Source organism: Mesorhizobium sp. B2-2-4 (genome assembly GCF_006442375.1).
Taxonomy (GTDB): Bacteria; Pseudomonadota; Alphaproteobacteria; order Rhizobiales; family Rhizobiaceae; genus Mesorhizobium.
Genome location: NZ_VFWB01000008.1, coordinates 37,769 through 60,509, shown reverse-complemented (window position 1 = coordinate 60,509; position 22,741 = coordinate 37,769). Strand labels below are relative to the sequence as shown.

At 62.1% G+C, this 22,741-nt stretch carries 24 protein-coding genes and 1 tRNA gene; 16 read left to right on the top strand and 9 right to left on the bottom strand.

What is annotated here, in order from left to right; genetic code table 11:
* Nucleotides 1-119: 119 nt before the first annotated feature.
* The 4 genes from leuA (at nt 120) to FJ959_RS20950 (ending at nt 5,675) form a co-directional block, all read left to right on the top strand.
* The gene (leuA, locus tag FJ959_RS20965) at nt 120-1,856 is read left to right on the top strand and encodes a 2-isopropylmalate synthase (protein ID WP_140631775.1); all 1,737 of its coding nucleotides are present in this window, start codon (nt 120-122) and stop codon (nt 1,854-1,856) included.
* A 182-nt stretch (nt 1,857-2,038) separates the two neighbouring features.
* Nucleotides 2,039-3,814: a hypothetical protein gene (locus FJ959_RS20960; protein ID WP_140631773.1), complete on the top strand. Its 1,776-nt coding sequence runs from the start codon at nt 2,039-2,041 to the stop codon at nt 3,812-3,814.
* Nucleotides 3,815-4,143: 329 nt separating this feature from the next.
* Nucleotides 4,144-4,947, top strand: coding sequence for an alpha/beta fold hydrolase (locus tag FJ959_RS20955; protein ID WP_140556143.1), 804 nt, complete (start codon nt 4,144-4,146; stop codon nt 4,945-4,947).
* A 110-nt stretch (nt 4,948-5,057) separates the two neighbouring features.
* Nucleotides 5,058-5,675 carry a hypothetical protein gene (locus FJ959_RS20950; RefSeq protein ID WP_140496090.1) on the top strand — a complete coding sequence of 206 codons (618 nt, stop codon included), beginning with the start codon at nt 5,058-5,060 and terminating at the stop codon, nt 5,673-5,675.
* Here FJ959_RS20950 and FJ959_RS20945 read toward each other — a convergent pair.
* Nucleotides 5,659-6,582: a metallophosphoesterase gene (locus FJ959_RS20945; RefSeq protein ID WP_140631771.1), complete on the bottom strand. Its 924-nt coding sequence runs from the start codon at nt 6,580-6,582 to the stop codon at nt 5,659-5,661. The two genes, FJ959_RS20950 and FJ959_RS20945, sit on opposite strands and share 17 nt — an antisense overlap.
* A 53-nt stretch (nt 6,583-6,635) precedes the next feature.
* Between FJ959_RS20945 and FJ959_RS20940 the strand changes: the two genes are divergently transcribed.
* On the top strand, nt 6,636-7,133 hold the full coding sequence (locus tag FJ959_RS20940; protein ID WP_140556147.1) for an NUDIX domain-containing protein: 498 nt from the start codon (nt 6,636-6,638) through the stop codon (nt 7,131-7,133).
* Nucleotide 7,134: 1 nt separating this feature from the next.
* On the opposite strand, the gene FJ959_RS20935 is transcribed toward FJ959_RS20940, so the two are convergent.
* Nucleotides 7,135-8,133 carry a glutathione S-transferase family protein gene (locus FJ959_RS20935; protein WP_140631769.1) on the bottom strand — a complete coding sequence of 333 codons (999 nt, stop codon included), beginning with the start codon at nt 8,131-8,133 and terminating at the stop codon, nt 7,135-7,137.
* A gap of 287 nt (nt 8,134-8,420) precedes the next feature.
* On the opposite strand from FJ959_RS20935, the gene FJ959_RS20930 reads away from it, so the two are divergent.
* The 5 genes from FJ959_RS20930 to FJ959_RS20910 all read left to right on the top strand — a co-directional run bounded on the left by FJ959_RS20930 (nt 8,421) and on the right by FJ959_RS20910 (nt 12,067).
* Nucleotides 8,421-8,957, top strand: coding sequence for an N-acetyltransferase (locus tag FJ959_RS20930; RefSeq protein WP_140496094.1), 537 nt, complete (start codon nt 8,421-8,423; stop codon nt 8,955-8,957).
* A 59-nt stretch (nt 8,958-9,016) separates the two neighbouring features.
* Nucleotides 9,017-9,778, top strand: a complete 762-nt coding sequence (locus FJ959_RS20925) for a 3-hydroxyacyl-CoA dehydrogenase (RefSeq protein ID WP_140518304.1) — start codon at nt 9,017-9,019, stop codon at nt 9,776-9,778.
* Nucleotides 9,779-9,844: 66 nt separating this feature from the next.
* Entirely contained in the window at nt 9,845-10,624 is a 780-nt protein-coding gene (locus FJ959_RS20920) for a HugZ family protein (protein WP_140582207.1), read from the top strand.
* Nucleotides 10,625-10,780: 156 nt separating this feature from the next.
* Nucleotides 10,781-11,125 (top strand): metalloregulator ArsR/SmtB family transcription factor, encoded by a 345-nt coding sequence (locus tag FJ959_RS20915; RefSeq protein ID WP_140496438.1) that lies wholly within the window; start codon nt 10,781-10,783, stop codon nt 11,123-11,125.
* A gap of 138 nt (nt 11,126-11,263) precedes the next feature.
* The gene (locus FJ959_RS20910) at nt 11,264-12,067 is read left to right on the top strand and encodes an RNA methyltransferase (RefSeq protein ID WP_140631767.1); all 804 of its coding nucleotides are present in this window, start codon (nt 11,264-11,266) and stop codon (nt 12,065-12,067) included.
* A gap of 2 nt (nt 12,068-12,069) precedes the next feature.
* On the opposite strand, the gene FJ959_RS20905 is transcribed toward FJ959_RS20910, so the two are convergent.
* Complete coding sequence (locus FJ959_RS20905) at nt 12,070-13,218, bottom strand: hypothetical protein (RefSeq protein ID WP_140582212.1); 1,149 nt, start codon at nt 13,216-13,218, stop codon at nt 12,070-12,072.
* A gap of 186 nt (nt 13,219-13,404) precedes the next feature.
* Nucleotides 13,405-13,941, bottom strand: a complete 537-nt coding sequence (locus tag FJ959_RS20900) for an EipA family protein (protein WP_224518884.1) — start codon at nt 13,939-13,941, stop codon at nt 13,405-13,407.
* 387 nt (nt 13,942-14,328) lie between these two features.
* On the opposite strand from FJ959_RS20900, the gene FJ959_RS20895 reads away from it, so the two are divergent.
* Both FJ959_RS20895 and FJ959_RS20890 read left to right on the top strand, forming a co-directional pair.
* Nucleotides 14,329-14,958, top strand: a complete 630-nt coding sequence (locus FJ959_RS20895; RefSeq protein ID WP_140582215.1) for a histidine phosphotransferase family protein — start codon at nt 14,329-14,331, stop codon at nt 14,956-14,958.
* 242 nt (nt 14,959-15,200) lie between these two features.
* Nucleotides 15,201-15,569 (top strand): response regulator, encoded by a 369-nt coding sequence (locus tag FJ959_RS20890; RefSeq protein WP_140496100.1) that lies wholly within the window; start codon nt 15,201-15,203, stop codon nt 15,567-15,569.
* Nucleotides 15,570-15,655: 86 nt separating this feature from the next.
* On the opposite strand, the gene ctrA is transcribed toward FJ959_RS20890, so the two are convergent.
* Complete coding sequence (gene ctrA, locus FJ959_RS20885) at nt 15,656-16,351, bottom strand: cell cycle two-component system response regulator CtrA (RefSeq protein ID WP_006203583.1); 696 nt, start codon at nt 16,349-16,351, stop codon at nt 15,656-15,658.
* Between the two features lie 451 nt (nt 16,352-16,802).
* Between ctrA and FJ959_RS20880 the strand changes: the two genes are divergently transcribed.
* A complete protein-coding gene (locus FJ959_RS20880; protein WP_140496101.1) occupies nt 16,803-17,180 on the top strand; it encodes a flagellar export protein FliJ in 378 nt (125 codons plus the stop codon).
* A gap of 61 nt (nt 17,181-17,241) precedes the next feature.
* Here FJ959_RS20880 and FJ959_RS20875 read toward each other — a convergent pair whose 3' ends face one another.
* Nucleotides 17,242-17,640, bottom strand: coding sequence for a helix-turn-helix domain-containing protein (locus FJ959_RS20875; RefSeq protein ID WP_140556158.1), 399 nt, complete (start codon nt 17,638-17,640; stop codon nt 17,242-17,244).
* A gap of 89 nt (nt 17,641-17,729) precedes the next feature.
* Between FJ959_RS20875 and FJ959_RS20870 the strand changes: the two genes are divergently transcribed.
* Nucleotides 17,730-18,656: an NADP-dependent oxidoreductase gene (locus FJ959_RS20870; protein ID WP_140582218.1), complete on the top strand. Its 927-nt coding sequence runs from the start codon at nt 17,730-17,732 to the stop codon at nt 18,654-18,656.
* Nucleotides 18,657-18,722: 66 nt separating this feature from the next.
* Here the strand turns inward: FJ959_RS20870 and FJ959_RS20865 are convergent, their stop codons facing one another.
* Entirely contained in the window at nt 18,723-18,998 is a 276-nt protein-coding gene (locus tag FJ959_RS20865) for a DUF1153 domain-containing protein (RefSeq protein ID WP_006203587.1), read from the bottom strand.
* A 288-nt stretch (nt 18,999-19,286) separates the two neighbouring features.
* Between FJ959_RS20865 and mnmA the strand changes: the two genes are divergently transcribed.
* Complete coding sequence (mnmA, locus tag FJ959_RS20860) at nt 19,287-20,477, top strand: tRNA 2-thiouridine(34) synthase MnmA (RefSeq protein WP_140496104.1); 1,191 nt, start codon at nt 19,287-19,289, stop codon at nt 20,475-20,477.
* Nucleotides 20,478-20,514: 37 nt separating this feature from the next.
* Here the strand turns inward: mnmA and FJ959_RS20855 are convergent, their stop codons facing one another.
* Complete coding sequence (locus tag FJ959_RS20855) at nt 20,515-21,480, bottom strand: Gfo/Idh/MocA family oxidoreductase (RefSeq protein WP_140582221.1); 966 nt, start codon at nt 21,478-21,480, stop codon at nt 20,515-20,517.
* 240 nt (nt 21,481-21,720) lie between these two features.
* Here FJ959_RS20855 and FJ959_RS20850 point away from each other — a divergent pair.
* A tRNA-Met gene (locus FJ959_RS20850) sits at nt 21,721-21,797 on the top strand.
* A 120-nt stretch (nt 21,798-21,917) separates the two neighbouring features.
* Here the strand turns inward: FJ959_RS20850 and FJ959_RS20845 are convergent.
* Nucleotides 21,918-22,730 (bottom strand): helix-turn-helix transcriptional regulator, encoded by an 813-nt coding sequence (locus FJ959_RS20845; protein ID WP_140631766.1) that lies wholly within the window; start codon nt 22,728-22,730, stop codon nt 21,918-21,920.
* Between the last annotated feature and the right edge of the window lie 11 nt (nt 22,731-22,741).

The window sequence follows — 22,741 nt, the reverse complement described above, 5'->3', positions numbered from 1 at the left end:
GCCGCCGCGCAAGCGCATGCTCCTTGGCAGTCACATCAAGCGAACGAAAAACTGGTAAAGGCGCCACTCGCCACCCATCCGCCTGAAGGCGGATTCGAGGGTCGCCGGGAGAAACGACGATGAACGCACGAGAAGAAATCCGCGTAAGCGAGGCCCCGGCGGGCCAGCAGAACGGCGGCATGCCGGACGCCGCCCGCAAGTACCAACCCTATCCAATCGTGGGCCTCACCGACCGGACCTGGCCCTCGAAAGTGATCGACAAGACGCCAATCTGGTGCTCGGTCGACCTGCGCGACGGCAACCAGGCGCTGATCGACCCGATGGGCCACGAACGCAAGGCGCGCATGTTCGCGCTGCTGCTCGACATGGGTTTCAAGGAGATCGAGATCGGTTTCCCTTCGGCCTCGCAGACCGATTTCGACTTCGCCCGCTGGTGCATCGAAGAGGGCAGCGTACCGGCCGACGTTTCGCTGCAGGTGCTGGTGCAGTGCCGGCCCGAACTGATCACCCGCACCTTCGAAGCGCTCAGAGGCGCCACCAACCCGATCGTGCATTTCTACAATTCGACCAGCGAGTTGCAGCGCCGCGTCGTCTTCGAGAAGGACGTTGCCGGCATCAAGCGCATCGCCACCGATGCCGCCAAGATGATCACCGACATGGCAGCGGGTGCCGGCGGCGGCTACCGTTTCGAATACTCGCCCGAAAGCTTCACCGGCACCGAACTCGAGGTGGCGCTGGAGATCTGCAACGCGGTCACCGAGATCGTGAAGCCGACGCCTGACAACAAACTCATCATCAACCTGCCGTCGACCGTCGAGATGTCGACGCCCAATATCTATGCCGACCGCATCGAGTGGATGTGCCGCAATCTCGACAGGCGCGAGAACCTGATCATTTCGCTGCACCCGCATAATGACCGTGGCACCGGCGTCGCCACCACCGAGCTCGGCCTGATGGCCGGCGCCGATCGCGTCGAAGGCACGCTGTTCGGCAATGGCGAGCGCACCGGCAATGTCGACATCGTCACGCTGGCGCTCAACATGTACACGCAAGGCGTCGATCCGAAGCTGGACTGCTCCGACATCAACCGGATGAAGGATGTCTACGAATATTCGAACCAGCTGAAGATTCCCGAGCGCCATCCCTATGTGGGCGAACTCGTCTACACCGCCTTTTCCGGCTCGCACCAGGATGCCATCAACAAGGGTATGAAGGCGCTGAAGAAGGCCAACACGCCAGTGTGGGAGGTTCCCTATCTGCCGATTGACCCGGCCGACGTCGGCCGCAGCTACGAAGCCATCATCCGCATCAACTCGCAGTCCGGCAAGGGCGGCATCGCCTATGTGCTGCAGGCGGATTACGGGCTCAACCTGCCGCGCAACCTGCAGATCGAGTTTAGCCAGGCAATCCAGGCGATCACCGATGCCGAAGGCAAGGAAGTGCCGGCCAGGCGCATCTATGAGCGCTTCCTCGATACCTATGTCGACCAGCCGGGCGCCAGGCTGAAATTCCTCGATCACCACACCTATCCGGACACCGAGGTAAAGGGCCGGCGCGTTGTCGAGGCGGTCATTATCGACGACGGCAAGGAGATGACGATATCAGGCACAGGCACAGGCCCGATCGACGGCTTCGTCGATGCGCTGTCGCGCCATGTCGGCGTCGATATGTCGGTGCTCGACTATTCCGAGCACTCGATGCAGCGCGGTTCGAACGCCTCGGCCATTTCCTATGTCGAGATGGAACATCCTGACGGCAAGCTGTTCGGCGCAGGCATCAACACCAACATCGTCGCTGCCTCGCTGGAGGCCGTGGTGTCCGCCGCCAACCGGATTATCGGCAAAAGAGCCGGTTGATACAGGCTTGGAACGAATTCGGGACCATCGTCGTTTAGCGATTGGTCCCGACTTTTGTGTCATTAACCACCGGGAAATTATCCGGTGTGGTACGCGATCGCATAATACGTGTATGCTTGTACGGTGGTGCGGCAACGATATGATCGCGCCTCAACCTGTGCCGACTTCGAGAGGATCGACACTTGCAGCATGCCACGCCTGCCGCCCCCGCAGTGCGCGAGACACTGGAGCGACTGCTTGCCAGCGAAACGTTCGGGAGATCCGAGCGCGCGCGCAAATTGCTTCGCTATCTCGTCGAGCGCGAGCAGGCCGGGGAAGCCGACAGGCTCAAGGGCTTTTCCATCGCTATGGATGTTTTCGGCAAGGACGGCGATTTCGATCCGTCCACCGATGCCGTCGTGCGGGTGCAGGCGGGCCGCCTGCGCGAACTGCTGCAACATTATTTCGCCAATGAAGGCATTGCCGAGCCGGTCCGCATAGCCATTCCGCGCGGCGGTTACGTCCCGGCCTACGAACTCAATGCCATCCGCCTGCCGCAAGCAGCGGAAGCCGCCAGTCACGCAGAGCCGACAGCCAGCCTGCCCGAACAGTCCGGTGCCGCCGATGATGCCGCACCCATGGCGGCCTTGCTCGGCCAGGTTCCTGCGGCGGGCCTCTCGGTGACGCGCCATCTCAGGTTCTTCTGGATCGCGATTGCCGTGGTTATCGCCATGTTGGGCCTTCTGATCCTGCGCCAGGGCGGCGGTGCCTTGCTGGCGGGAGGCGACATCCCGGCAACGTTCGAGACCGCCGGCGAAACCGGCAGCATCACGCCGTCGCCCATGGTCGAAGCGCTGCCGCTCGTCTACATCGCCCTCAGGGCCAACACTCCCAATGCCAGTCGCGTCGCCGCATCGCTGCGTGCCGGCCTGAGCGGCTTTGATACGATCGACTTCATCGGTCGCAACACCGTCAACAAGGCCGATCCGGTCGCCGATGCGACGAGTTTCATTTTCGATATCCTGCCTGGACCAGACGCGGGCGACGTTACCATCGAACTGCAAAGCTTGGCGTCCGGACGGGTGCTGTTGTCGCGCAACCTGACCGCCGCCGACAGCGCACCAACCGTAGTCGAGGATCGCATATCCGGCATTCTCAGTGCCGCACTTCCCGCTTCTGGCACCATCTACAATTACATCGAGCAGTCCGGCGCGGAGACCGGCCTGACGCAGTGCCTGCTGCTCAACGACAAATACTATCTCGACCAGAACGCCAGGACTCACGAGACCGCCTATCGTTGCCTCGAAGCCCTTGCCAACAGTGGCGCGAAATCGTCACTGGTTTATTCGGAACTCGCCTCATTGCATTTGGAGGCCGTGACCGACCACTACGCCTACCCGCCGGACGCAACGATCGAGAAGGCGATGACGTTTGCCCATCGCGCCGTGCAGATGGGGCCGACCAGCCCGTACGCACATCGCTCCTACGGCTACATCAATTCGCGCCTCGGCAATGCCGACGAGGCCCTGCGATGGATGCGGAAGGCCCATGATCTTAACCCCTACGATCTTGCCATGGCCGCCGCCTATGGCTACGGGCTGGTTTTCGCCGGCCGGTACGCCGAAGGAACACCTCTTCTGGCGCATGCCGTGGATGCCTCGAGCGGCCACCCGACCTGGTGGGACTTTGGGCTTTTCGCCGGAGAATTAATGCTGGGCGATACCAGCAAGGCAGCGATAGCCAGCAGCGCTCTGAGAACCACTGCGGCGAAATCGCACTATCTCGCCGCCCGTCTGATCGGCGCCAAGATCGCCGGTCGGGACAACCAGGCACGCAGGCTGCTTGATGAGCTGATAACCGAATTTCCGAAATTCGCCGCCAATCCGCGCGCAACCTTCATCGACAGAAAATATCCCGCCGATCTGACCGAGCGGCTGGTCGACGCCTTGCGTGCCGCCGGGCTCTTCAACGCGAGCTAGATGTGAGCCATTCCAGGGCAGCTAGTGCCGGGTTCCCTTCCGGAGTTGCGTGAAAATGAGGACTTAAAGCGGACAGCGAGTCCATCGAATAGTGAAAGGCCCAAAAGCGTTTCGCGTCGAAACGGATTCATGCGACACGCCTTAGGTCTTTTTGCTCGTGCGTGTCGTTCGCCCAAATCGAGGTCGCTTTTGGGAGCGGCATCCACCAGCAGCCGGCTCGCTGTTCGGCCAATCGCCTAATCGCGAAAATTTTACTGGCGAATGCTCTGGACTAGGAGCAATTCAGCCACATTTCCATCGCGCCTTCTCGAATAAAGCCTCAATCTTTCATGACTTCATCACTTTATGCCGACGAGCGGGGTGTGGGTTCGAAGACCATCGTCCTGCTGCATGGTTTTGGCGGCAGCCACGATGTCTGGCGCGAGGTGATCTCCTTGCTGCCGCCTTCCGTACGCACATTGGCCTATGATCTGCCGGGACACGGCCTGTCGCTCGACTTTCCGTCGGCCGGACCGGCCAAGGTCGCGGCAAACGCCATCCTTGCCGACCTCTCCGCACGCGCGATCAAGCGCGTCCACCTCGTCGGCCATTCGATGGGCGGCGCGGTTGCCGCGCTGATGGCGTTGGCGGAGCCGGCAAAAGTCGCCTCGCTGACGCTCCTGGCGCCGGGCGGTTTTGGCCCCGAAATCAATGGACCGTTGTTGCGCCGCTTTGCCCGCGCGCAGGACCTGGCCGAAGTCCAGGCCTGCCTCGCCGAAATGTCCGGCCCTCGAGCCGCGCCCTCGCGTCGCATGGCCGAATTGCTTTGCGAAATGCGCGGCCGCCCCGGACAAACCGAAAAGCTCGTCGAGATCGCGGCCGCCATGACCAGGAGCGATCGACAGGGCGTCATCCCGCGCGAGCGGCTCGATGCGCTGAACATGCCGGTGATGGTGGCGTGGGGATCGGATGACGCCGTTCTACCCTTTACCCAAGTGGATAACCCGCCGGAGCGCTTCCATGTGCACCATGTGCTGGAGGCCGGCCATATGCTGGCCGAGGAAGCGCCCGACCTGATCGCCGAGATCATTCGCCGCAACAGCAATCGCCGCGTCGGACCGCAACGGGTGAAACTGTCCGCCGCGGCCAGCTGACTTCTTCCGTCTGCGCCGCCAACGGCGACCCTTGATGCATTGATCTCGCCAGTGCATTTTGCCGGCGGCTGTGTTAACTCCATGTTAACCAAACCCGCGAGGCCACGCCCATGAAGGATGCAGGCGAAAAGATCATCGACCCGTCGAGAAAATTGTCCGATGCCATTCGCGATGTAAAGAATGCCTTTGCCGATCGCGACGACGTCGTCGTCGACATGCGCGAGGCGCATCGCATGCGGCTCGACCTTCTTGCCACCGAACTCGCGCCCGTTTTTGCCGACGTTCCCGCCGACATGGACAGTTTCGACTTCGTCGTCTCGTCCGGTCTGCAGCCGCGCCTGTGGATCGACGCCGTCAGCCATGTCGCCATGGGGCGCGATCGCCGCACCTACCGGTTCCTGAAGGACACCCGCATCGGCCGTGTGGTGCTGGCCGAATCGAGCGAGATGAAGCCGGTTGCCGATTCCGTGACGCGCTATGTCGCCGAGCGGATCGTCGAACGTCAGAGAATGATGGAGGGTGGCGTCGAGGCTGCCGTTCCCGGGATGAAGCGGCACGTGGTGCCGGAAGCCGAGCCGCCTTTGCGATCGCCGCCGCGCAGCAAGGGCTGGTCGGCCGTCCTGTCCGGCCTTGGCCTGATCGCCGCAGGCGCGCTGGTGGGACTGGCGGTTTCGATCGTGCTGTTCTGGGACCGTATCGTGGCGCTGGGGCTCAGCTTGCGGCCATAGCCGGTTGCGCCCCGAGCTCCAGCGTCTGCAGATCCGAAGGTGGTATCGCCGACCCCGTCAAGCCGCGCCGCGTCAGGCGGATGCGCCAATCGCCTTTTTCACCGTCTATGTCGAACAGATTGTACTGCGCCGCCGGAGGCTTGCCGCCGGGAGCCTGGCCGGCCGCGGCGACGCCAACCACCGGGACCTTGGCGTCGCGCGGGCCGATCTGAAACAGCGACGGCAGATGTGAATGGCCATGCAGGACGAGCTCGGCACCGTGCCGGCGAATGATTTTGTGGAAGCGGGCGATGCCGAACAGCCGCTTGTGCTGCGGGACGGCGCCCCGCACCGGCGGATGATGGATCATGATCGCACGGAACAACCCTTGCTTCGCCGTCGCATCGAGCATTTTGCGCAGCCGCTCGGCCTGGCCTTCCATGAAGAAGCCGTTGGCCATGAAGGGTGCCGTGGCACGCGCCGTGGTGATGCCGATCAACGCGACATTGCCGCGCACGCGCAGATAGGGAAACGAATTGCGATCGACCGGACTGTTGACGCCGTCGCCCGTCATCCATGCCGCCCAGGACCGGCACACCTTGTCGAAGGCGCCAGGCACATAGGCGTCATGATTTCCCGGCACCACCGACACGTCATGCGGCGAGCCGAGCGTCTCCAGCCAGTGCTTGGCCATCTCGATCTCGCCATCGAGCGCCAGGTTGACGAGATCCCCGGTAACCGCGAGGTGATCGGGCGCGCTGGCCTTGATATCGGCCACGATGGTGTCGATCACCGCATCGTGCATGTGCCGGCGGCGGTTGCGCTGCCAGTTGACGTAGCCCAGCACCCGCTTGGAGGCGAGATCGCGATAGGTTACTTCAGGGAGTGGCCCCAAATGGATATCGGAAATATGTGCGAGCCTGAACATTTCTCCTTCATAGGCGACGCGCACGCGGCTTTCCACCCACGGTTTCGCGACTGATGACGACCGATCCCGAGAGCACTTTGCGCCAGACCGGCTGGCCGGGGCTGCGAGCCAGGCTGTTCCATCTCTACTTCGTGCTGCGGCGGCCAATGACGCTTGGCGTGCGCGGGCTCATCCACGAAACGGCATCCAACTCCCTCTTCCTCATCCGCCACACCTATGTGCCGGGCTGGCAGCTTCCCGGTGGCGGGGTCGAGATCGGCGAGACGATGGCCGAAGCGCTGGCGCGCGAACTGGCGGAAGAGGGCAATATCACGCTGACCGCTCCGCCGGTGCTGCGCTCGATGCATTTCAACCGCCGCGCCAGCCGCCGCGACCATGTCGGCCTGTACCTGATCGAAAAATTCAGCCAGGCGGCCCCGAAACTGCCGGACCGCGAGATCGCCGAGGCCGGTTTCTTTCCGCTCGACCGTTTGCCCCAGGGTACGACCCCGGCAACGCTGCGGCGCATCGCCGAGGTTTTTGGCGGGAAGCCGCCGTCACCCTATTGGTAGTTCAGGCAGCCGCCTTGGCGAACCGTGCCCTGTCATGCCCCGCGCCGTAGTCAATTTCCGGCCCCACAGGCACTATACGCGTCGGGTTGATCGTTTCGTGGCTGCCGTAATAGTGCGACTTGATATGATTGAGGTTCACCGTGCCGGCTACGCCAGGCACCTGGTAAAGATCGCGCAGATAGTTCGACAGGTTGGGATAGTCGGCGATGCGGCGCCGATTGCATTTGAAATGGCCGACATAGACCGGGTCGAAGCGCACCAGCGTGGTGAACAGCCGCCAGTCGGCTTCGGTGATCCGCTCGCCGACGAGATAGCGCTGATTCGACAGCCGATGCTCCAGCGTGTCGAGCGCGGCGAACAACTCCCCGAACGCTTGCTCGTAGGCGGCCTGCGTGGTGGCGAAGCCAGCGCGATAGACGCCGTTGTTGATGGCGGGATAGACCAGTGCATTGACCGCGTCGATCTCGCCGCGTAGCGCCTGCGGATAGAAGTCGAGGTTGGCGTCACCCCAAGCGTCGAAAACTGAATTCAGCATCCGGATGATTTCGGAGGATTCGTTGGAGACGATGGTCTCATCCCTTTTATCCCACAGCACCGGCACCGTGACCCGGCCGGAATAGTTAGGGTCGGCCCTGGTGTAGATCTGGTGCAGGAAGTCCAGGCCATAGAGCGTGTCACCTGTGGCTCCGTCCTGCGCCAGGAACGTCCAGCCATCGGCGCCCATGAAATGATGGACGACCGACACGGAGATGATGCCTTCAAGCTTCTTCAGCGCCCGGAAGATCAGCGTTCGGTGCGCCCAGGGACAGGCAAGCGAGACATAGAGGTGATAGCGACCGGGCTCCGCCTTGAAGCCGCGGCCGCGGCCGCGGCCTTCGGCAGGCGCCCCGTCACGAGTGATCCAGTCGCGCCATTGCGACTGCGCCCGCACGAATTTGCCGCCGCTGCCTTTGGTGTCGTACCAGCGGTCCTGCCATTTGCCTTCGACCAGCAATCCCATCGCTTGTCCTTTCCTGTCTAGTACATCATGTAGGGCTCCAAGTCGTTGCATGGAATCGCCGGGCGCTGAACAGATCGTCAAGCACGTCGCGGCGCCCGTTGCTCTCTACCTGCAAAACCGCCGATTGCAGCGGCGGGAAATTGATGCTAGCGGACACTCCGCATGTTCGATTTTGCTTTGATCCGGTTCGACCGACGACGAAAGGGCGCCCACGCTTGATAAAGCGCTGATTGGCGAATGCTGCCGTTTGCAGCAAACCTTTCCTCCTGTACCGGAACGCAAAGACCATGAGCCTTGCCGACGTAGAATACCTGCCGGAAACTCCGGCGCACGACCCTCAGATCGAAGCCATCAATGACGAAGCCTTCGGGCCCGGCCGTTTTGTGCTGGCCGCCTACAAGATCCGCGAGGCCGGCGGGCATGAACGCGCGCTGTCCTTCGTCGCCATGGACGGCGATCTCGTGGTCGCATCAGTTCGCATGACCCGCATCGCCGCAGGCGCCGGACGCGCGCTGATGCTCGGGCCGCTCGCGGTGCGGCCGGCCTTCAAGAATCTCGGCATCGGCCGCCGGCTGGTGGCGATCGCGCTGGAAGCGGCCGCCAAGGCCCGAGCGCCCGCCGTCATGCTGGTCGGCGACGAGCCCTATTATGGACCGCTCGGCTTCAAGCGTATCCCGCGCGGCCAGATATCGATGCCACGCCCCGTCGATCTCGACAGGCTGCTGTCGCACGAGATCATGCCGGGCGCGGTTGCAAGGCTCACGGGCGAGGTCTGCCATGCCGACCAGGCCAGGGTCGCCGAGCACTTTGCCGCGATGGCTTGACCATTCGCGCCGATTGCGCGCCTGATCCACGCCTGACTCTCATGTGAAAGGATGACGCCATGAATCCAAACGGCGAGGTCGCGGTTGTTACCGGCGGCGGCTCCGGCCTTGGCGAGGCGACGGCGCGCGCGCTGGCCGCCAGGGGCGCCCGCGTCGCCATCTTGGATATCGGCGTCGATCGGGCGGCCAAGGTGGCGGCCGAGATCGGCGGCATCGCCGTCCAATGCGATGTCGGCAGCGCCGACAGCGGTGTTGCCGCGCTTGCCGAGGTCGCGGCCAAGCTGGGCGAACCGCGCATCCTGGTCAATTGCGCCGGCATTGCCATCGGCGTGAAGACGATCGGCAAGGATGGTCCCCATTCGCTCGATCAGTACCGCAAGGTGATCGAAGTCAATCTGATCGGCACTTTCAACATGATCCGCCTCGTCGCCGACCGCGCCGCAAAGCTCGACCCGCTGCAGGGCGGCGAGCGCGGCGTCGTCGTCAACACCGCATCCGTCGCCGCCTATGACGGCCAGATCGGCCAGGCCGCCTATTCGGCATCAAAGGGCGGGGTCGTCGGCATGACGCTGCCCGTGGCGCGCGATCTTGCCCGTTCCGGCATCCGGGTCTGCACCATCGCACCCGGCATATTCAGGACGCCGATGATGGCCGGCATGCCGCAGGAGGTGCAGGATTCGCTGGGCGCCGCGGTGCCCTTCCCCTCGCGCCTCGGCGAGCCGTCGGAATATGCGGCCCTTGCCTTGCACATCATCGAGAACCAGATGCTCAACGGCGAGACCATTCGTCTCGATGGCGCCATTCGCATGGCTCCGAAGTAGCACTTGCCAGCCTGGCGCCATCGTCTGATAAGTGGAATAGCCAAATCAACTTAGCAGGGCGAGCATTTGGCCGATCGAACGAAGGACGTGATCCGCGAGACCGACGCCGAGGCGATCCGGCAGGCCAAGACACTCATGCGCCGCGCCCGCTTCGGCGCCTTGGCGGTGTTGGAGCCGCAAACGGGTTCGCCGCTGGCGAGTCGGGTCGGCGTCGCCACCGACATCGACGGCACGCCGCTGATCCTGGTGTCGCAGCTTTCGGCCCATACGCCCGCCATACTTGCGGACCCGCGCTGTTCGCTACTGCTCGGCGAGCCGGGCAAGGGCGACCCGCTCGCGCATCCCCGGTTGACGCTGATTTGCCGGGCAGCGCGGATCGAGCGCGGATCGGACGCGCATGCACGCGCCGAACGCCGCTATCTCAACCACAATCCGAAGGCCAGCCTCTATGCCGGCCTCGGCGACTTTTCGATCTTTCGTCTCGAACCGCAGCGCGCCAGCCTGAACGGCGGCTTCGGCAAGGCCTACCTGCTTGACCGCACCGATCTCATCACCGACGGGCCGATCGTCGAGGAACTGGCAGCCAGCGAGCAATCCGCGATCGACCACATGAATGCGGACCATCTCGACGCCGTCGCCCTCTACGCGCATCATTTTGCCCGGGCATCCGGCGACGGCTGGGTCATCGCCGGATTCGATGCCGACGGCATGGATCTGGCCTCTGGCGACGATGCCGGCAGGGTCTTCTTTCCGCAGCCCTTGGTCACAGCGCATGAGTTGAGGCACGTCTTGGTCGACATGGCCAAGAGCGGCCGGGCGGCAACGTCGCCAAATAACCGCACTTAAATTACGTTTGATCAAAAGCAACGCTTGAGATTTGAATGAAATGTTCTACCCTTTGGCTGTGGCGCTGACTCGTTGGCGACCATTCACAACTGAGTTTATGGATTCAGGCACCATTGCCCCCATGGTGCCTCGATGAGCAAAGAGCATGGGGGATCGATGATCTCGACAAAGCTAATCGCCAACGCCGGATCGGCGGCCGAATTTCTGATGCTGATGGGCAATGAAAAACGGCTTTTGATCATGAGTTATCTGATCGACGGTGAAATGTCGGTCGGAGCCATCGCCGAGAAGGTGATGCTCAGCCAGTCCGCCCTGTCGCAGCATTTGGCAAAGTTGCGGGCGCTGGACCTTGTGGACACCCGCCGCGATCGCCAGATGATCTACTATTCCTGCAAATCCGACGCCGTGCGCGAACTGCTTGCCACGCTCGACGGCATTTTCGGCAGCGGCAAGGATGATCTGTCCCAGATGGCACAAAGGCTGCGCCGCGCCGGAACTTGAACGGCTGGTCGCGTAAACGTTTACGCCACCAGCGGCATTCGGCAATGTGCGTCCATCCTGGGCGCGCAAATACACTTTGACACTGCATCCGCGCATCATGTTCTTGGCAACCGATTCCGATTGTCAGCCGAGGCTCAGATGACCCTTGTCCACATCGACGATCCGCGGGATCCGCGCGTCGCCGCCTATCTCGACATCCGCGAGCGTGACCTCGCCGGTCGACAGGGCCGCTTCATTGCCGAGGGCAAGGTCGTGCTCGACATCCTACTGTCGGCCGCGCGCTTCCGCGCCGAATCGGTGCTGGTTCTGGAGAACCGCTTGGCCGGCCTCGAAGAAATCCTGCACAAGGCGTCTCCTGACCTGCCGGTCTATGTCGCCGCCGGAGCTGTGATGGATGCCATTGCCGGGTTTCACATGCATCGCGGCATCCTTGCCATCGGTCGCAAGGAGACGCCCCAGCTGGCCGAGGCCCTGCTGGACGGCTTGCCTGCCCGAGCATTGATCGTGGTGCTCGTCGGCATCGCCAACCATGACAACATGGGCTCGATTTTCCGCAACGCCGCCGCGTTCGGCGCCAACGCGATCCTTTTGGATGCGACCTGCTGCGATCCGCTCTATCGCAAGGCGATCCGCGTTTCGGTCGGCGCGGCCTTGAAGGTCCCGTTCGCCTCGTTCAGCGACACCGCGCGGTTCGCCGCGACGCTCGACCGGCGTGGCTTTACCCAATTTGCGCTGTCGCCGCGCGGGACATCAGACATACGCGATGCAAAACCGGCCGAACGCCTGGCACTCTACCTCGGGACTGAGGGCCAAGGCCTGCCCGAAAGCCTGCTCGCCCGTCTCAATACTGTTCGGATCAACATGTCGGAAGGCTTCGACAGCCTGAACGTCGCGGCCGCATCCGCCATCGCCCTGCATCATTTCTGCGCCGGCGGTGCCTGAATTCAATCTGCCGCAACCGCCTTCTGTAACGCCCGCACGCGGTCGGCAAGGCTGCGGCCGCCGCTGTTCGGACGCGCATCCTGCTGCGCCTCCAGCGCCTTGGCGATCGGCGACCCCGGCCCTTCGAGCTTGGCTGTCAAGTTGACGACTTCCGCCGCCAGGTCATTCATCTGTTCGCGCAACATGGAACTTGCGTGGCGTGTATCGCCCTGTGGGCCGGCGGCCTCGGCGGCGGACAGATCCGCCTTCAGCCGCTTGTTCTCGCGTACCAGTGCCGTCAGTCTGGCCTCCAGCCGCTCACGGTCGGCATCGAGCCTGGCGATCGCCTTTTCGACGTCGTCGCGCCTGTCCGCCTGTACCTGCCCGCTGATCAACCGCAAGGCCGACGCGCCGTCCTCGGCCTTCGCTTTTTCGCGCTGCCGCGCCAGATCTTTCTCGCGGCGTTCGAGCTTCTCCTCTCGGTCGGCAAGCGCGGCGAGCAACCGTTCGACTTTCTTGTCCAGTTCGGCGGTTTTTTTCCTCTCGGCCTTCAGCGCCTCACGCGCGGCCTTGCTTTCGGCCGCGATCTCCTGATTGCGCCTGTCCGCCTCCTTGCGCTGGCCGCGCAGCAGCGCGATATCGCTGGCGAGCTTCTGCAACTCGGATTCGCGCGCCACAAGTTCGATCTGGCGGCTGCTGGAGGAGAAGCTGGCGTCGTCATACATGCGTTCCAGCTTCTCAAGCTCAAGCGCGCGTTTCTCCAGTTTGCGTTCGGTCTCCTTGAGCCGCTCGGACAACCGGTGCAGTTCATCCTCGCGCTGGTGCAGCGCCGCGTTCTTGGCAGCCAGTTCATCGAGCACCTGGTTCTTGTCCATGCGCTCCATCGCCAGCCCCTTCAGGGCCTCGCGGCCGCGATTGATCTCGATGAGCTGCTCGGTCGACTTCTCGCGCAGCGCCTTGACGTTCATCTCGAGGCGGCGCGTCGCCATGGCGAACTCCGCCCGGATCCGGTCCTTGTCGGCCCCAATTTCGGCTTGCGTCAGCGGGATCGAGGCTTCGATGCGTTTGCGCGTCAGAGCGACCGCCCGCCGCCAGATGGCCGGAGCCACCATCAGCGCCAGAAAGCCGGCGCAGAGAAAGCCGAGAGCAAAGAACAGGACCGACTGAACCAAGTGACTATCCGTTATCGCGCGCCGACATGCAACAATACGAGGATCAAAAGCCGTCGCGACTTTTGACCGTTACTCTGTTGGCATGACGGAAATCAGGCGCTGCGGCAAGGGCTCGCCGCGGCGCATATGGGTCATCGGATCTGGATTCTTATCGAAGCGTATACACATTCCGGTCGTGACCTCGGGTCAGAACGGATTCCACGTCGCCCGTTCGGTAAGCTTCAGGTAGCCGAGATTGACGCCGAGCCGGGCGCCGACGCCGGTGCGGATCGGCACCAGCAGCACATTGTTGTTCTTCAGCACATTGAATCCGACGCCCGCCACCACATAGGCCGAGCCGGCGACGCCGCCATAACGGTTGTAGAGATTGCCGACGTCATCGAGATTATAGACGAGCATCATCACCCGCGATCCCTCGCCGCCGAAATCCCAGCCGAGCGACGGGCCTTGCCAGAACACTTTATGGTCGCCGGCATTCTTGGTGTAGAGCGTGCCTTCGCCATAGGTCAGGCCGCCGATCAGCGCGCCGGATCCCTCCTCGCCAAGCAGATAGCCATTGGGCAAGCCATAGGAAGCAAAAATCTTCTCCACGACTGTGGCAAGGCCGCCCGATGTCGCGCCGAAGAACTTGTGACCGGAATCGACAATCTCCTGAGCGGTGTACTCCTGGGCCCGCAGGGCCGATGTCGAGAAGACGAGAACGCCCATGAGCGTGATCGCCATTGAGAGGACACGGAGAAAACTCCGGCCGTAGAATCGGGAAAACATGCTTCCAATCTCCGTCAGGGAGCACTTTCGCCGACGCCTCGCACCCGTACGGCTCTTTAGGCGGCCGTTAAGGATGGCTGTTAGGGGCAAACTATGCCGTAATCCTTTTTCAACCATTAAACTCGCACATGAAGATGGCGGTTCGAAGGCTGTTGGGGTCGTTCATACAGGCAAGCAGCCTGCGTGAACGCGCCATAGGCCCCAACGGCGATTTTGGGTTTGTTGCTGCACGCACGGGCGCTGTGTATTCAGAAAGCTCGGGAAGAGAGCGTGATTCGCGTGGGCAGGCGTCGATCGATCGCGCGGCCATGATTTATGGGATTTTTGCAGGGATTTTCGCCGATGTCCGATCTTTTCACCCTTTCCGCACCCGATCTGGCGGCACTTTTGTGCAGCCGGGTCTGCCACGACATCATCTCGCCTGTTGGCGCGATCAACAACGGGCTTGAACTGCTCGATGAAGGCGGCGCCGACGAGGACGCCATGAAGCTGATCCGCCAGAGCGCCCGCAACGCCTCGGCGCGCCTGCAGTTCGCCCGCATTGCCTTCGGCGCGGCTGGTTCCGCCGGCATGCAGATCGACACCGGCGATGCCGAAGCCGTCGCTATCGCCTTCCTCAAGAACGAGAAGCCGGAACTCATCTGGAATGGAACCCGTGCACTGTTGCCCAAGAACAAGGTCAAGCTGCTGCTCAACCTGATCCTGGTCGCCAACGCCGCCATTCCACGCGGCGGCAAGCTTTCGGTGACGCTGGAGAATCTCGAGACCGAGCCTCGCTTCGCGCTTTCGGCGAGCGGCCCCATGTTGCGGGTGCCGCCGAAATTCCTCGAACTGCATTCCGGCCACAAGCCGGAAGAACCGATCGACGCGCATTCGGTGCAGCCTTACTATACGCTGCTTCTGGCGCGGGAGGCCAACATGACGATATCGATCCATGCGACCGCGGAAGAGATCGTGCTTTCGGCGGCCTGAGATCCGCACAAACTAGCAGCAAAGTATTTCAGTTCTGTAATATTGATTGAATGGACCTACCGGCGGAAGATCAACTTCGCCTGACAGCGCAGGCCAAAGCATCTGCAAAGAAAAGCTTGCCAACTGGCATATTTGCAAAAATTTTACCTAATGGCTTTTCGGCTTCTTTACCAGATCGGCCTATGCTGTGCCGCAGATACCCCGACGCGACCGGATTGCCACAAGGCAAAGAGGACCCGGAAATGAAACGCTGCATGTTCGTCGACGATTCTAGCGTCATCAGGAAAGTTGCGAAGCGCATCCTGGGCGGTTCCGACATGATGGTCATCGAAGCCGCCAGCGGGCTTGACGCGCTGGAGATGTGCGCCGCCGATATGCCTGATATCATCGTCGTCGACGGTGCACTGCCGGATGTACAGGCGGTCGACCTGATCCGGCGCGTGCGCGCCATGGAAAGCCCGACCAAGCCGCAGATCCTGATCTCGCTGGTCGAACTGGACATCGCCTCGATCATGCGAGCCAAACGCGCCGGCGCCCAAGGCTATCTGTTGAAGCCGTTCAACCGCCCGCAGCTACTCGAGCGCTTTCGCACCCTGAAGATCGCTGCCTGATCCGTCGGATCGCGGTTACCACCGGTCTATGACGCAAAAACCCGGCTGCCGCCGGGTTTTTGTCTGGAATTTCGATCGGCCGTCGCTCAGGCGCTGACGCGGATGTCTTCAGGTTCGCGCAGCACATAGCCGCGGCCCCAGACCGTCTCGATATAATTCTGGCCGCCGGACGCAGCATCGAGCTTCTTGCGCAGCTTGCAGATGAAGACGTCGATGATCTTCAGTTCCGGCTCGTCCATGCCGCCATAGAGGTGGTTGAGGAACATTTCCTTGGTGAGCGTGGTGCCCTTGCGCAGCGAGAGCAGCTCCAGCATCTGGTATTCCTTGCCGGTAAGGTGCACGCGCTGGCCGCCGACTTCGACGGTCTTGGCATCGAGATTGACCACCAGGTCGCCGGTGGTGATGACCGATTGGGCATGTCCCTTCGAACGGCGCACGATGGCGTGGATGCGCGCCACCAGCTCGTCCTTGTGGAACGGCTTGGTCATGTAATCGTCTGCGCCGAAGCCGAGGCCGCGCACCTTGTCCTCGATGCCGGCCATGCCGGAAAGGATGAGGATCGGCGTCTTCACCTTGGAAAGACGAAGCGTTCTCAAGACCTCATAGCCGGACATATCGGGCAGGTTGAGGTCGAGAAGGATGATGTCATAGTCGTAGAGCTTGCCCAGATCGACACCCTCTTCGCCGAGGTCGGTCGTATAGACATTAAAGCTTTCCGATTTCAGCATCAGCTCGATGCTTTGTGCGGTTGCACTGTCATCTTCTATCAGCAGAACACGCATTTCATTCCCCTTTTCTGCTGCCGGACCATCTTGCGACCCATCCGGGACCGGAGCAGTGATTGCCTGGTGCAGAGGCTGCCATGGAATGGTTAACAAAACCTAATTCCGCGTCGATGACGGTACCAGATTTTTTAACCACTTTCTACACCCTCTTGAATTTAATACCGAATCACAGGACCAAACCGCTAATGCAACACATTAAAAACCTGGACTAAGTGACTCCAGGGACTCATCGACATCGCTTCCATGTCGCCAGCCGGATTTTTACCCGGCCTTAAGTCCTGACCCGTATGATTAACAATGCCCGTAAACGAATGGTTACCGTCGGCAAAAAACTTTAGGGTTTTGTTTCCCATAGTGCGGGGAAAGCCGGTGGACACGGGCAGCGCTTGGGCCTTTCCAAGTGGTTTGGACGATATGTGCAGGTGTGCGTTTCCGGGAGTACCGAATCATGAAGTCACGTGAAAACCTCGTTCGGCTGAAACAGTTTCAGGTGAATGAGAAGCGGCGGCAGCTGCTGCAGCTCGACATGATGATCGCCGAATTCGAACGCATGGCCGCCGAGCTGGAGCTTCAGATCAGCGCCGAGGAAAAGAAGGCCGGTATCACCGACATCAATCATTTCGCCTATCCGACCTTCGCCAAGGCGGCCCGTTTGCGCCGCGACAACCTCAGAAATTCGCAAGGCGACCTCGCCCAGCAGCGAAGCGCCGCCGAATCATTACTCGGCGAAGCTGAAGCGGAGCTTTCCAAGGCGGAAATGCTCGAATCGCGCGACACCAAGATTCGCGAGGCCGAAACTGGCGGTCGTAGCGCGATGATCGGCTGAACCGCCCGATATCCGCGTCTTTGAGCACGTCCAAGCGGGCGCGCAACGCATTGGGCGAGCGCTAAACGGCCCACTCCCCTTCATTCACGGCCGCAGCCCGCGCCCGGGCCTCCTTGATGTCGGGAACGTGTTGTTCCGACCAGGATCTGATCTGGTTGAGCAATCCCGCCAGATTCTGGCCAAGTTCGGTCAATTCATATTCGACCCGAGGCGGGACGACCGCAAACACCTCGCGCCGCACCAGGCCGTCGCGCTCGAGCACGCGCAACGTCTGCGTCAGCATCTTCGGCGTGACGCCTTCGAGCTTGCGGGCAAGCTCGCCATTGCGCTGCCGGCCTTGGCGCAGCGCACAAACAACCAGGTAAACCCACTTGCTGGCCAGCGTCTCCAGCACCGTGTGTGAGGGACAGGTCCGCCGGAATGCATCATAGCCGAAGGGGGAGTCGAGATCACTATCCATACGGTGCCTATATATCAAAAAGGTACATACTAGACAAGAGACCATTACTCTCCAAATGATAGTGGGACCGGTCAATCAGGAGAAATCTTATGCGTGCCATTATCCAGAATTCCGTCGGCGGACCCGATGTCCTTGTCATCGCCGAGCGCCCGGCGCCCTCGCCCAACGCCGGCGAAGTGCTGGTCCGCATCAAGGCGGCCGGCATCAATCCGGTCGATGGCGCCGTGCGCGCCGGCTATTACCCGCTGCTCGGCGAACCACCCTTCATCCTCGGCTGGGACCTTTCGGGAACCGTCGAGGCGCTGGGGCCTGGTGTCAGCGGCCTGAAACCAGGTGACGCGGTGTTCGGCATGCCGCGCTTCCCAAAGCAGGCGGCAGCCTATGCCGAACTGGCCGCGGTGCCCGCCGATGAAATCGCGCGCAAGCCCGCGCACGCCGATTACGTCCAGGCAGGCGCATTGCCGCTGGCCGGCCTCACCGCCTGGCAAGGCCTCGTGCGTCATGGCGCGATGAAAGCCGGCCAGCGCGTGCTGGTCCACGCCGGGGCCGGCGGCGTCGGCCATCTGGCGGTGCAGGTCGCCAAGGCGGGCGGCGCCTGGGTTGCCGCCACCGTCAGCACGGAAAAATTGGATTTCGTCCACAAGCTCGGCGCCGACGAGGTCATCGACTACACCAAGGATGATTTTACCGACAAGGCGAAGGACATCGACCTGGTGCTCGAGACGGTGGGCGGCGAACACGCCCATCAATCGTTGAAGGTGCTCAGGGACGGCGGCGTGCTGGTGTCACTGCTCGACATCAGCGACAAGACCAGGGCGGATGCCAAGGCGCGAAGCATCCGCGTCGAACGCATGTCCGTTGTTCCCGACCGCGAAGGCCTGCTGGAACTTGGCAGGCTCGTCGATGCGGGAAAGCTTACCGTGCATGTGGCAAAGACCTTCTCGCTCGAACAGGCCGGCGCCGCGCACGCTTTCCTCGCCAGCAAGCCGGTCGGCAAGGTGGTGCTGACGGTCTGAAACGCGCAAATGCTGTCAAGAGACCAAAAGGGCGCGAACTTCGCGCCCTTTGCAGATTCTTGAGTGTCAGTGCCGGTATTGCTGGATGCGCGTCGTGCGCAGCCCGGCCAGGCCGTATTCGTCGATCGAGGCCTGCCAGGACAGGAACTCCTCGGTGGTCAGCTTGTAGCGCTGGCATGCCTCCTCGAGGCTCAAAAGCCCGCCGCGCACCGCTGCAACCACTTCTGCCTTGCGCCGGATAACCCAGCGACGTGTATTCGTCGGCGGCAGATCGGCAATTGTGAGAGGGCTGCCGTCAGGCCCGATAACATATTTGACTCGCGGTCTAACCAGATCGGTCATCGTACTCTCTACAAAAAACTCAAAGACCCAATCCCCACCACGTTACCGCCACAGCTTTAAAAATTGCCTAAGCAGACCCTAACAGCTAGGTAATGATCATGAACGCCGCGTTAGTCTTTTCGCAAACATTTGAAATATCTGCCGGGAAGTTCCGGATTCGCTCGAAAAATCTGCGCGGTCACCGGGCCGGCAGTTGCCCGCCGATCGGTCCCGCAAGCTGGCGCAGCCGCCAAGCTTGACCTATATTCGAGTCATTGGCATGCAAGCGCCGCGCAGAACGAAAGAACCATGAACAGCCTCGATCTCCCCGGACGTCCCGAAAACACCCGTATCGTCGTCGCCATGTCGGGCGGCGTTGATTCGTCCGTTGTCGCGGGTCTCTTGAAGCGCGAAGGCTATGATGTCGTCGGCGTCACCTTGCAGCTTTACGATCATGGCGCCGCGACGCACCGGGCCGGGTCCTGCTGTGCCGGGCAGGATATCGATGACGCCCGCCGCGTTTCCGAGACGCTCGGCATTCCGCATTATGTGCTCGACTACGAAGAGCGCTTCCGCAAGGCGGTCATCGATCCCTTCGCTGAGAGCTATGTCGCCGGCGAGACGCCGATCCCTTGCGTTTCCTGCAACCAGACGGTGAAGTTCGCTGATCTGCTGGCCACCGCCAAGGATCTCGGCGCCGACGCGCTGGCCACGGGCCACTACATTCGCTCCGGCGCCAATGGCGCCCATCGCGCGCTCTATAGGCCGGTCGACGCCGATCGCGACCAGAGCTATTTCCTCTTCGCCACCACGCAGGCGCAGATCGATTATCTGCGCTTTCCGCTCGGCGGCCTGCCGAAGCCGCAGGTTCGCGCCATTGCCGAGGAGATGGGCCTGACGGTAGCCGCCAAGCAGGACAGCCAGGACATCTGCTTCGTGCCCCAGGGCAAATATTCCGACATCATTGCCAAGCTGAAGCCGACGGCCGCCAATCCGGGTGACATCGTCCATATCGACGGCCGGGTGCTCGGCCGCCATGAAGGCATTCTGCGCTACACCATCGGCCAGCGCCGCGGCATCGGCGTGGCCTCCGGCGAGCCGCTCTATGTCGTCCATCTCGACGCCGAGCGCGCCCGTGTCGTGGTCGGGCCGCGCGAGGCGCTGGAGACGCACAAGATCTACCTGCGCAACATGAACTGGCTTGGTGACGGCGCGCTGGCCGACATGCCCGCGGGCGGGCTGGAACTGTTCGCCAAGGTTCGCTCGACCAGGCCGCCACGCCCGGCGATGCTGCGTCACGAGGCGGGCGTCACATCGGTCGAATTGGCCGATGGCGAGTCCGGTATCGCGCCTGGACAGGCTTGCGTGCTCTATTCCGACGACGGCAACGAGGCCCGCGTGTTCGGCGGCGGCTTCATCGAACGCTCCGAGCGCGGCGCCGAGGCCGAGGCGATGTTGAGCCGACTTGCCGCGTCACCGGCGCAGGTTCCCGCCGAGTAGGCAACGATCTCTCCGCCGCGACGCGGCCCGATCTTCTTCAGGGATTGGATTTGGTGTGCGTGACCGTACCTGCGGTCAGGATGCGCAGCACCCGGATTGCCTCCTCGCCGCTGGTGCGCGGTTCGGCCCGCGTTTCGATGCAATGGATGAAGTGCTCGAGTTCGCGCGTCAGCGGCATGCCTTGGCCAACCGCGACATAGGAGGGCTCATTGGTGGTGAACGCCCATTGGCCGCTGTCCTGCCAGACCGCGTGGCGATAGACGGCGAGCTTGCGCTCCCATGGTTCGACATCGTCGAAGACAGCCATCGCCTTGGTGCCGACCACGGTCAGCCGCCGTTCGCGGTAAGGGTTCAGCCGCGAGGCGAAGAGATGGCTGCGCAAACCGTTGGGAAAGCGCATGTGCAGATGCGCGAAGTCGCTGAGATTGTCGAGCAGCGCCGCCCCTTCGCCGCGCACCTCGATCGGTTCGGTGCCGGTGATGGCCAGGATCATCGACAGGTCATGCGGCGCCAGGTCCCATAGCGCATCGTTCTCGGTGTGGAATTTGCCGAGGCCGAGCCGGTGCGAATGGATGTAGCGGACCTCGCCGAGCTCGCCCTTGTCGATGAGCGCCTTCAGCGTCTCGAACGCGGGATGGAAGCGCAAGACGTGGCCGACCATGAAGACGCGGCCCTTGTCCTTCGCCGCCTGCACCGAGCGCTCGGCATCGGCAACCGTCAACGCGATCGGCTTCTCCACCAGCACGTCCTTGCCGCTTTCGGTGGCGCGCACCGCCATCTCGGCATGAAATTGCGGCGGCAGCGCCATGACGATGGCGTCGATGTCATTGCGGACGAACAACTGGTCCGGTTCGATCGCGAGGCAGTCCTGTTCGCTGGCAAAGCCTTCGGCGCGGGCACGGTTGGCGTCGGAGACCGCGTGCAGCGTGCCGAGCGCCTTGAGGGTGCGGATGTGGTTGGAGCCCCAGTATCCGCAACCGAGGACTGCAATGCGCGGCTTCATCTGTTCTCAAACTCTAAAAACTCGTGGCCGAGACATAGCGACGTGCCTCTTCGAACTCAACCCCGGCGGCTGCAACCAATTATCGGCGCGGCAAAGCTTTTCGGCAGCGAGAATAAGCGCCCCTGCCGAGCGGTTCGAAGCTTGACAGGCTCACCCTCCCAACCTTATATCCGCGCGACCTTGGCGAACGCCTCGAAATGCCTTGCGATTTAAGGCGGATTTCGGGCCTTTCGCCGCCCTGGCGGGGTAGCTCAGTTGGTTAGAGCACGGGAATCATAATCCTGGGGTCGGGGGTTCAAGTCCCTCTCCCGCTACCACCTCTCACCTGTACGGCCCGGAGACATAGGTAACAGACTGTACCTAAGACATGGGTGACAACCTCGCGCTGAACGGGTTGGACAGGCCCACGCTGATGCGGGTCGCGTGGGGAGGAACGTCTACACCTCTTCCGTCTCGAGCACGAATGTCCCAACGGGGATGCGGTTGGTGATCATGGCGCGGATGCCGGCATCGATGGCGGGGTCAGTTTCGTCGAATAGGCCGCAGGCCTGCAGCGCCTTGCGCTGGTCGACGGAGCGGCCGAGATATTCCAGAAGCACGACCGAGGCCGCTGGTCTCCGCCCTCGTAAAAGGGGCATGCCCGTCTGGATGCCGACCAGATAGGCGACGCTCGTCTGGTAGCTCGGATAGAGGATCACCTGGGTGATGCTGGTCTTGAGCAGGGTTTCGGATTCGAGCGCGAATATGCGATCGCCGAGCAGCAGCAGGGCGGCCGAATATTTCGAGGTCTTCACGCCATATTTGCCGAAATGGACGAGCCTTTCCATGCATTTCCAGAAATAGCGGCCTTCCTTTTCATAGATCACGACCAGGCATTTGATGATCTTGCCGGCATAGCCGAACGAGTAGAAATAGCGGAAATAGTAGCCGACATAGCGCCCGAGATCGCCGGAACGCTGATAGAGCTGCTCCATATGCACCAGCATGTCCGACGGCGCGTGGACGCCGAGCGGGCGGCGGCGCAGGCCGACGATCTCGGCAAAGCGCTGCTGGTCCATCAAAAGCTCGCCTTCGCTCACGCCGAAGAAATCGCAGATCTTGCGCATGTTGCGGCGGGACGGCCAGGTCTGGCCGCTCAGATATTTGTTGAACTGCTGGCGGTTGATCTGCAGGCGCCGGCACACGGCGGCGATAGACGGATAATAGCTGCACAGGAAGGCGAGGTTCTGGGGAAGCGGTTCGGTCTGCATGACCTAATGCA

Excerpts from the sequence above, each read along its gene's own strand:
- FJ959_RS20855 (WP_140582221.1), bottom strand. The coding sequence starts at position 21,480 with ATGAAGCCGCGCATTGCAGTCCTCGGTTGCGGATACTGGGGCTCCAAC.
- mnmA (WP_140496104.1), top strand. The coding sequence starts at position 19,287 with ATGAACAGCCTCGATCTCCCCGGACGTCCCGAAAACACCCGTATCGTC.
- FJ959_RS20890 (WP_140496100.1), top strand. The coding sequence starts at position 15,201 with ATGAAACGCTGCATGTTCGTCGACGATTCTAGCGTCATCAGGAAAGTT.
- ctrA (WP_006203583.1), bottom strand. The coding sequence starts at position 16,351 with ATGCGTGTTCTGCTGATAGAAGATGACAGTGCAACCGCACAAAGCATC.
- FJ959_RS20910 (WP_140631767.1), top strand. The coding sequence starts at position 11,264 with ATGACCCTTGTCCACATCGACGATCCGCGGGATCCGCGCGTCGCCGCC.
- FJ959_RS20925 (WP_140518304.1), top strand. The coding sequence starts at position 9,017 with ATGAATCCAAACGGCGAGGTCGCGGTTGTTACCGGCGGCGGCTCCGGC.
- FJ959_RS20940 (WP_140556147.1), top strand. The coding sequence starts at position 6,636 with ATGACGACCGATCCCGAGAGCACTTTGCGCCAGACCGGCTGGCCGGGG.
- FJ959_RS20875 (WP_140556158.1), bottom strand. The coding sequence starts at position 17,640 with ATGGATAGTGATCTCGACTCCCCCTTCGGCTATGATGCATTCCGGCGG.
- FJ959_RS20895 (WP_140582215.1), top strand. The coding sequence starts at position 14,329 with ATGTCCGATCTTTTCACCCTTTCCGCACCCGATCTGGCGGCACTTTTG.
- FJ959_RS20935 (WP_140631769.1), bottom strand. The coding sequence starts at position 8,133 with ATGGGATTGCTGGTCGAAGGCAAATGGCAGGACCGCTGGTACGACACC.
- FJ959_RS20930 (WP_140496094.1), top strand. The coding sequence starts at position 8,421 with ATGAGCCTTGCCGACGTAGAATACCTGCCGGAAACTCCGGCGCACGAC.
- FJ959_RS20900 (WP_224518884.1), bottom strand. The coding sequence starts at position 13,941 with ATGGCGATCACGCTCATGGGCGTTCTCGTCTTCTCGACATCGGCCCTG.
- leuA (WP_140631775.1), top strand. The coding sequence starts at position 120 with ATGAACGCACGAGAAGAAATCCGCGTAAGCGAGGCCCCGGCGGGCCAG.
- FJ959_RS20915 (WP_140496438.1), top strand. The coding sequence starts at position 10,781 with ATGATCTCGACAAAGCTAATCGCCAACGCCGGATCGGCGGCCGAATTT.
- FJ959_RS20865 (WP_006203587.1), bottom strand. The coding sequence starts at position 18,998 with ATGACCGATCTGGTTAGACCGCGAGTCAAATATGTTATCGGGCCTGAC.
- FJ959_RS20950 (WP_140496090.1), top strand. The coding sequence starts at position 5,058 with ATGAAGGATGCAGGCGAAAAGATCATCGACCCGTCGAGAAAATTGTCC.
- FJ959_RS20880 (WP_140496101.1), top strand. The coding sequence starts at position 16,803 with ATGAAGTCACGTGAAAACCTCGTTCGGCTGAAACAGTTTCAGGTGAAT.
- FJ959_RS20870 (WP_140582218.1), top strand. The coding sequence starts at position 17,730 with ATGCGTGCCATTATCCAGAATTCCGTCGGCGGACCCGATGTCCTTGTC.
- FJ959_RS20845 (WP_140631766.1), bottom strand. The coding sequence starts at position 22,730 with ATGCAGACCGAACCGCTTCCCCAGAACCTCGCCTTCCTGTGCAGCTAT.
- FJ959_RS20945 (WP_140631771.1), bottom strand. The coding sequence starts at position 6,582 with ATGTTCAGGCTCGCACATATTTCCGATATCCATTTGGGGCCACTCCCT.
- FJ959_RS20955 (WP_140556143.1), top strand. The coding sequence starts at position 4,144 with ATGACTTCATCACTTTATGCCGACGAGCGGGGTGTGGGTTCGAAGACC.